The organism is Planktotalea sp., assembly GCF_018607965.1.
Classification (GTDB): domain Bacteria; phylum Pseudomonadota; class Alphaproteobacteria; order Rhodobacterales; family Rhodobacteraceae; genus Planktotalea.
On sequence record NZ_JABBAM010000102.1, the window covers coordinates 1 to 7,945 of the forward strand.

Here is a 7,945-nt window from a genome sequence, read left to right on the forward strand (position 1 = left end):
AATCAGTCGTTGGTGCATAACGCGTCTTAGGTCGGCTGGGTGCGGAGTGATCAGCCATCGGGTGGGGTAGGGTGACGCTGGTGACGCTTTTTTTTACTGCGCTCTCTACGATCAGTATGAGAAGAGGCTGTCATCGTAGAGCGGACATTCATACGTGACGCAGCGAATGGCCGTTGAGAGCCGGTTGCGGAAGTCACAACACTATGCCGCGCGCTCGCAGCGTGAAAACTCGCCGCGCCGCCGTAAGATCAATGCTGCATCGCAGAGGTGAATGCGTCATTCGGACATTATGCAGCAATTCTGAAGATCTGAATTCACAGACTGGGGAGGTTTTTTAAAAATGTCGTTTGGTTTTATGCTTTGATGTCAGGCTTCGACCCATCCGTCAGACGTTTTCAGTCGATGTTTGATCGTATTTTTCTGACTAAGGGTTTGCTCCAAGAAACAACCCTTTTGGGCCGCTGCGACCAACTCAAGCTGCTTTTTCAACGGATCACTGCTCTCAATGAAAATATCGATTTCGAACGAATGGGGGCCAGTTTCATAAACCTTACCCTTGGCTTCCCAATCCCAAATGACACGGGTTTCAACGTTCAGATCATCAATCGACACTTTAAGTCGTTTCGCAAAGGCGCGGATTTGAGTCATGATGCACCCGGTCAGACCCGCGACGAACAATGCAAGCGGTGGCGGTGCTGATGCGTCCCCTCCGTGAAAAGACCCTTCATCCGTTGCCATGACAAACGGGCCTTCTTCAAAAGGTTGGCTCATCATCACGTCCAGATCGTTGCGCATCTTTCCAGTGGCGCGTCCCTTACAATCAAATTGCACTTGAGCTCGTTGGGGTAAACCCGCGTTGTCGTTCATTTTTATGTTCTCTCGTTCCAGTGGATCATGGGGAGGCCCGCAATGGGGGCCATGAAGTAAGGGATTGTGCTGCCGCGCAGGCTGCCGATGTAAACTGTGCGCAAATCGGGGCCCCCAAACGTTAAGCTGGCCATCCAGTTGGCGATGGTGCCCCCGCAGGCAAGTTGCAATTCCGGTGTGACACGATCCTGTGCAAAGGCATCCAGCAGCGCCTTGCCCTCTGCCGAGCCGTTGTCATCATCCAGGAGAATGCGCAGATCACCCTCTGGTGTGATCGCGAAAATCCGATCCGTCATGATGTGGGTGCCCCAAAGATTGCCAAAGGCATCAAAGGTAATGCCATCGATGAAGGCGTTGTGGTTTTCTGGGCCAAAGGTTTCACGGTGGCTGAGTGTTGCATCGGGACACACCCGAAAACGGGTAATTTTCATCCCACATGTTTCCACGGCGTAGAGCCATTGCTCGTCCGCATCGAACCGGATTTCATTGGTGAAATGCAGACTGTCGGCCACAATGCGCAAGCCTTTTTCGTCAGCCACCGCAATAAAACCGTCAATGATGTTGGGGCTACAGGCCTCCATCCAATTGGAAATTGTCGTGGAGACGGTGATCCAAACACGGTCTTTTCTGTCACGCAAAACGAAATTGACCTTGCCGATGGGGCGTCCATTTAGAGTGTCGTGCAGGATTTCAGATTCACCCGTGCGGGTCATCAATTCCAAGCGATCCGTGCCAAAGTTTGAAACCAATATGTCGCCATTGCGCGCGAAGGCGAGGCCGTTGGGCAAGGTGCCCGAAGTAAATTTACTTGCTTCATCTGTCGTGTTTGCAAATCCGCTTGCAACGTTTTGTGCAATCAATGTCTGACTGCCATCGGGGCGAATGTGCATCACGCCGCCACGGGCATCCGCAGACCAAAGGGAGCCGTCCGGCTCGGCCAAAATACACTCTGGTCGTTGCAGATTCATGCCTATTGTCTTTAGCGTCGCAGGGTCAATTTCAAAGCCATCGATTGGGTTGTCCATCGTTATCTCGCCTTAACGATCCGGTTGGCGAGGATACCGATGTTTTCGATTTCCAACTCGAAGGTATCGCCGTCTTGCAGTCGTTTTCCGATTTCCAGCCCACATCCGGTTCCAACGGTGCCAGAGCCGATGACTTCGCCTGCATAGATGGTTTCGGATGAAGAAATATGCGCTAGAATATCCGCAAAACTATGTTGCATCTGGCTGCTGTTGCCGCCCCCCCAACGTTCGCCGTTCACCCGTGCCTCCATGTTAACCGCGATTGGGTGCACAACCTCATCCACCGTTAGAATGTAGGGTCCAAGGATATTACCTGTGTCGAAATCTTTGCCTTTACAGGGGCCAAGTTGCCCCGGCATCTCGCGCATTTGCGCGTCACGAGCGGAGACGTCATTTAGGATTGAATAGCCAAAGATATGCGCAGGTGCTGCGTCTTTGGAAATGTCTTTGCCCGTTTTGCCAACAACGATCGCTAGCTCCAATTCAATGTCTAGAAACTCGGCATAGGCGGGCCATTGCACGTCGGTGCCGTGACCAATGAAGGACATGCGATTGCCTTTGTAATAGAGCGGTTGATCGTACCAAACCGGAGGGATCGAGGGTGGTACAGGCATCGTTGTCCCCATCACCCTGAAGCAGTTGGCCAAATGCTCTTCGAACACCAGACAATCGCGGTATTGCACGGGCATGATGGGAGGCAGAAACGACACGTCACTTACTGCCATAGTAACGTCTTCATCTGCGGATTGCAGCAAAGCGCGGGCCGTCTTGAGGCCGTTTTCACCTGCGTTGATCAAGGAGAGCATGTCCGCAAATATCGTGCCATCTTCACCGCTGTGCTCAGCGGCTTTGCGCAGATCGAGCAAACGGTTAGTTTCAGTCGCGGCCACAACTTTGGCCTGACCCTTATGTGAAACAGTGGCTAAACGCATGGGATTACTCTTCAAATATAGCAACGGTGCGGGTAAAGCCCGCAGAGGCTGCTTTGATTTTAAATGGGAAACAGGAAATTTCGAAGCCATGACCCGGAAGGCTGTCAAGGTTGGTCAATTTCTCCATCTGACAATACCCGATGTCCATGCCAGCGCGGTGGCCTTCCCAGATGATGGATGCATCACCGGTTTTAGCGTATTCTTGCGCCGTCAATGCGAATGGCGCGTCCCAGCTCCATGCGTCTGTACCGACCACACGCACGCCGCGTTCGGTCAGATAGTTCGTGGAGGTGCGACCCATGCCGCAGCCTTTCATTAGGTAATCGGGCTGACCATAGCGTTCTGCTGCTGAAGTGTTCACCACCACAATATCAAGCGGCTGCAGTTCATGGCCGATCCGTTGCAACTCCGCCTCAACATCTGCAGGCTGCACGATATACCCATCAGCGAAATGTCGAAAATCCAGCTTCACCCCTGGACGCAGGCACCAATCAAGCGGCACCTCGTCAATTGTGATCGCCCGTTCCCCTTTGCTCATCGTCGAATGATAGTGATAGGGCGCGTCCATATGGGTGCCGTTATGGGTGGCGATGTTCAGACGCTCCACCGCCCAACCTTCGCCATCTGGCAGATCTTCTTTCTTGAGTCCTGGAAAGAACGACATGATTTGTTCTGCCGTTTCCTGATGATTCATATAGATGATTTCCGGCATCATAATCGGTGGATCAGAAGCAATCCCCATTTCGAGCGAGACAGACAGATCTACAATACGTCTAGGCATATCAGTTCCTTAAAGCAGAGCAGTGACGAGAATTGGAAAAGCCAACACGAGGCCCAAAACGATAAGCATCAACACCGCAAAAGGCGCGGCACCGATGAAGATATCGCCTAGTGTGATCGTTGGATCATCAAGCGAGGATTTGATGACGAACACCGATATCCCAAAAGGCGGGGTTAACAGGCCGATTTCAACTGCGATGATGGTGACAATGCCAAACCAGATCAGGTCAACCTGCATTAGGCTGAGCATAGGCAACATCAGCGGTACGAGGATCAGCATAATGCTGGAGCTATCAAGGATCGTGCCCATGAGGATTACCAAGAGAACATATGCAAGGATCACGCCCCAATACCCAATCTCAGCTGTGGCCACGAAATTGCCAAACCCAGCGGGCACACCGGAAAGCGCGAGCATGCGTGAATACATTTGCGCCGCGATGATCAGGAACGAGATTGAAGCCGTGACCAAACCGGTATCAGTCAGCACTTCCCAGAAGTCCGAAAAGCTGAGCGCGCGGCGCAAGAGCCCGATCACGATTGCCCCTGAGCATCCAATCGCACCCGCCTCAATCGGAGTGAAAAAGCCACCATAGATACCACCAAGGACAAGCCCGATGAGGGCGGCCAATGGCATTCCTCTAGCCATAACTTCGCGTGTGCTCAGGACGTCGCCGTCTTTGGCAGGTACGTCGATGTTGTCGCCAATCAGGCTCGGTTTGATCAGCGCCACCAGAAAAATACTAAGGCAAAACACAAATGCCAGCAGCAGGCCAGGAATGACGCCCGCGATGAATAAATCACCGACGGATTGTTCAGTTAACAACCCGTAGAGGATCAACAAAAGGCTGGGCGGGATCAGCATCCCGAGAACCGAGGATCCAGCGACAACACCGACCGCGAACCGTTTGTTATAGCCGTGCCGGGTCATTTCTGGCACCGCGATGCGGGTGAATACGGCAGCAGAGGCAATCGAAATGCCTGTGATCGCGGCAAAAATTGCATTGGCCCCAACCGTACCAATCCCAAGCCCACCACGAATGCGTCTGAATATATGGTTCGCCACATCAAATGCATCCCGACCCATGCCCGTGACAGACACGATAAAGCCCATCATAATGAACAGTGGCACGACGCCGAAAAAGTAGCTGGAGATTGTTTCGGATGCGGCCAAGGCCAACAACTTACCTGCCAAGACGGGTGATCCTTTGATCATCCAGACCCCAACAAACGATGAAAGCATCAACGCGATGGGCACCCAAAGTCCAAAGTAGACCATCGCGACCATGGCTCCAAAAGACGCCATTCCAATTTCAAAAGGGCTCATGTCTGTGTATCATTCTTTGCAAACAGACGGAACGCGGCAGTTCCTGCGTGCAAGATCAATTGTACCAACAAGGCCGCGCAGCCGATCAGGATGATCAATTTTACAGGCCAGATCGGAGCGGTGAAATTACCCACTGTGCCCTCATATGTACCTCGCACCCATGCTTTCATAAACAACGGCTGGCTGGCCCAGAATAGTTGCCAAATCAGTGCGATAGCTGCGAAAGAAAACAAGAGCTCCAAGACTTGCCTGAACCGAGGGGTGTGTTTTCCAAAGAAATCCAGAACAGCCTCAGTGCGCGTCAGACGCCCTTTGCGAAAGGCTTGCGCCACTTGCAAAAACACGATTGCCACAATGGACATAGACACCATTTCGGGAACACCGGATATGGGCGCGCTGAAAAAGACGCGGCCAATGACATCGGCGTTCACCAGTAACATCACCGCAACAATCAACAAAGTGCCAAGCACATTTAGCAAATTGGTGATTAGATCAACGGTCCTACGCATGACTAAAAACCATTTGGGCAAGTGAGTATCGGACATTGCATGCACCTTAGTCGTTAAGACGGGTAGACGGAGAAGTCTAAATAGAAGCGGGCGCGCTAATTAGATTAAGCGCGCCCGATCAAAAGTTTTATTCCTGATCCCAGTTACGAACAGGAGTCGCACCGGCAGCGCGCATCGTGTCCATGTAAGTCTTGAGAACCGCAGTTCCAGCAACGCCTTCGCTGTCCAAACGATCCGCCCAATCCTTGGCCACATTGTCCATGCCTGCCGCCCACTGTTCGCGGAATGCCTGATCGACTTCATTTACTGTCGCACCCTGCGCTTCCATGATCCCCAGGAACTTAGTCACGGTGGCATCCAGATCTTGCTGGTAGGCTTTACTGTTTACCGTCGCCGCTTCTTTCAGCGCAGTTTGCACGTTAGCGGGCAAGCCATCATACCAGTCTTTGTTGGCGGCAAGGCCACCAGCGTACTGTGCGCCAAAACCGATTTTGGTGATGTGGGGCGCTACTTCGTACAACTTGCCCGGAACAGCGGCAGAGGCAAACACAATCACCCCATCATACACACCTGTTTTGATTTCGTTGTAATAGGTCGTCAGGTTGCCCGAAACGCCAACAGCGCCTGTGCCCTTTAGCCAGTTGACTGCAGGTCCGGGTGCACCAATTTTCTTGCCCTCCAGATCCGCAATCGAATTGATCGGAAAATTGGTCATCAACAGATAGTCATCAATACCGATTGCACCGCCCAGATATTCCAACCCGTTAGCTGCCCAAGACGCTTTCATATCCGCATTTGTATGCTGCAAATCGTCCATCCAATTGGCAACAAGCGTACTATCGCTAGATACAAATGGCGTGAAATAAGTGACATTCTGAACAGACAGCTTACCGGGATCAAACAGGCTTGAAACCAACCCGATTTCAGCAAGCCCTTCTTCCACGGCCTCCAGCTCGTCGCCCACTTTGGCAAGTGATCCGCCGTATTGCTCGCTCCAAGTTATCGTCGTGCCTGATCCTTCCAATGCGGTATTCACCGCAGGAATAAAGGTTTGGCTGGCATGTTTCACCCAGCGAAACACTGGCGGGTGGCCCGCGACGATTGTGGCATTGACCTCTTCTGCTGAGGCAAAGGTACCAAATACTGTGCTCGACGACCAAATTGCGGCAGCCAATGCACCTTTTACTAGACCTGTCTTCATGTTCTTCTCCCTAGTCGTTTAAGTGGTTTGATAGATTAATCTGTGAGCGCGCGAATTCCAGCGCAGATAAATGGCACAATTTTTGAAAGCATGATGTCGGCGTCGCCATCGTCGCAAAGCCCCTCCGACAATCGACCTGCGCGGCCGGTTTTTGCCATCATCGTCATGCCCACACCAATGGCAAACATGTAGGCCCAAACCGCGTTGTCACGGCTCAACCTAGGTTCAATCCTTACGAGCGCGGCGATGTATTTGTGCGCTATGGGATCATAATACTTTTCTGTGAGCGTTTGCTCCCATTCGCCTGCGGAATTGGCAGTGGATACAAGTATTCGTGCAAATGCACCCCCATCACCCGCTTGGGAGATTCCCGCCACAATTGTGGGTCGAAACAGGGCCTCCACAATGCTTTCCAGTGTTGGGTTTTCGTGCTCTTCGAAAAGCAGGGTTAGTGAATGGGCTCGTTGATCGTTGATATGCCCTGATCTGCGAGCGACCATTGCTTCGAACAGGTCTTCTTTGGTTTTGAAATGATAGTGAATTAGGCCCTGTGCAACGCCAGCACGCTCGGCAATCTCGCGCATTGTTGCACCCCTGTAGCCTGAATGCGCAAACACGCTTTCTGACGCACTCAGAATGGTCTCGTATCGCGTCTCCGGCGCGGCACCACTAGTGGAGGCCCCGCTTTGATATTGGACTGCTTGCTGCATCTTAACGTTCTGTCCTTCCTGTGATCAGAATTGAGTCAAAACCTGACTGTTTGATCAGTCAAATATTGATCGAAACGAAAGAGAAGTCAAGCTACATGAAAGTTCAGTAATTTCTGCATGGTGTTGTTAGATCAAGATTGCCCGCTAAAAGCGACTTCGTGCATTCACCGGGGTGTTATTGACAGTGCAGCATCCGACATTAATGGAATGTAACCGCAGCGATGAGGTGTCATTGCGGATGCGCGTGCTGATCCTTGGCCTTCAACAAGACTGGATCTGGACGGACAAACGGATCGGGATGACGACGTCCGAGATCAGATATGTCAATGAAGTCGAGGCCTGTTGTCAGCGTTTCATGACTATTCCGGGTATGGGGGGGGTATCTCAACTGCAGTGGTCGCGGCAGTCGGGGCCGGTGAGACCTATGACCGCGTGAACGACTGGTTTGGTTAAACGTGCTGCACTGCCGCATGAGCGACGCTGCAGCAGCGAGCTGATGCTGCGTTAGTAATAGCCGCAGCTGCATTAGTCCGCTTCTTCCGCGTCGTGTGAGTTCAGACAAGCCGCAGCGAACGGCGCGTATTCCCGAACCAGTCG

The 7,945-nt window shown here is 52.3% G+C and carries 8 protein-coding genes; all 8 read right to left on the bottom strand.

The window, feature by feature from the left end:
* Positions 1-366 precede the first annotated feature (366 nt).
* The gene (locus QZ279_RS09725; RefSeq protein WP_293450305.1) at positions 367-867 is read right to left on the bottom strand and encodes an OsmC family protein; all 501 of its coding nucleotides are present in this window, start codon (positions 865-867) and stop codon (positions 367-369) included.
* A 2-nt stretch (positions 868-869) separates the two neighbouring features.
* The gene (locus QZ279_RS09730) at positions 870-1,892 is read right to left on the bottom strand and encodes an SMP-30/gluconolactonase/LRE family protein (RefSeq protein ID WP_293450307.1); all 1,023 of its coding nucleotides are present in this window, start codon (positions 1,890-1,892) and stop codon (positions 870-872) included.
* A 2-nt stretch (positions 1,893-1,894) separates the two neighbouring features.
* Positions 1,895-2,824, bottom strand: a complete 930-nt coding sequence (locus QZ279_RS09735) for a fumarylacetoacetate hydrolase family protein (RefSeq protein ID WP_293450309.1) — start codon at positions 2,822-2,824, stop codon at positions 1,895-1,897.
* A gap of 4 nt (positions 2,825-2,828) precedes the next feature.
* Positions 2,829-3,605: a cyclase family protein gene (locus QZ279_RS09740; protein ID WP_293450311.1), complete on the bottom strand. Its 777-nt coding sequence runs from the start codon at positions 3,603-3,605 to the stop codon at positions 2,829-2,831.
* 9 nt (positions 3,606-3,614) lie between these two features.
* Positions 3,615-4,928 carry a TRAP transporter large permease gene (locus QZ279_RS09745; RefSeq protein ID WP_293450313.1) on the bottom strand — a complete coding sequence of 438 codons (1,314 nt, stop codon included), beginning with the start codon at positions 4,926-4,928 and terminating at the stop codon, positions 3,615-3,617.
* Complete coding sequence (locus tag QZ279_RS09750) at positions 4,925-5,473, bottom strand: TRAP transporter small permease (RefSeq protein WP_293450315.1); 549 nt, start codon at positions 5,471-5,473, stop codon at positions 4,925-4,927. Before QZ279_RS09750 ends, QZ279_RS09745 begins: the two co-directional genes overlap by 4 nt.
* Before the next feature lie 91 nt (positions 5,474-5,564).
* Positions 5,565-6,638 (bottom strand): C4-dicarboxylate TRAP transporter substrate-binding protein, encoded by a 1,074-nt coding sequence (locus tag QZ279_RS09755; RefSeq protein ID WP_293450317.1) that lies wholly within the window; start codon positions 6,636-6,638, stop codon positions 5,565-5,567.
* 35 nt (positions 6,639-6,673) lie between these two features.
* Positions 6,674-7,348: a TetR/AcrR family transcriptional regulator gene (locus QZ279_RS09760; protein ID WP_293450319.1), complete on the bottom strand. Its 675-nt coding sequence runs from the start codon at positions 7,346-7,348 to the stop codon at positions 6,674-6,676.
* Positions 7,349-7,945: the final 597 nt, after the last annotated feature.